This is a genomic window from Faecalibacterium sp. AF10-46 (assembly GCF_003604105.1).
Taxonomy (GTDB): domain Bacteria; phylum Bacillota; class Clostridia; order Oscillospirales; family Ruminococcaceae; genus Faecalibacterium; species Faecalibacterium taiwanense.
On the sequence record NZ_QVGY01000035.1, the window covers coordinates 416 to 642 of the forward strand.

Consider the following 227-nt stretch of genomic DNA (forward strand, 5'->3'; position numbering starts at 1 on the left):
CCTCTGTAATGTCGCAAAACCTGTTCAACTGCATCGGTGTCCCCAGCGCAGGCGGAGCGAATCACCGAGAGCGGTAAAAAATCTCTGCTCGTGTGTTCATAGGAGTTCATTTACGCCTAACCTCCCTCCGGCAAGTGCGCCTTTAGCTTTTTTCGCAGCTCGTTCAGCGTTTTTGTCCGGTGGCGCTGTACAGCACTCCGGGACATTCCCATGAGGTCGCCAATCTC

The 227-nt window shown here is 54.2% G+C and carries 1 protein-coding gene and 1 pseudogene; both read right to left on the reverse strand.

Going from position 1 to position 227, the window contains the following annotated elements; translation table 11 throughout:
* A partial coding sequence (locus tag DWV57_RS14890) for a helix-turn-helix domain-containing protein (RefSeq protein ID WP_243112376.1) occupies positions 1-110 on the reverse strand: 110 nt, incomplete at its 3' end.
* 6 nt (positions 111-116) lie between these two features.
* A pseudogene (locus DWV57_RS14895) lies at positions 117-227 on the reverse strand (sigma-70 family RNA polymerase sigma factor); the annotation flags it as partial.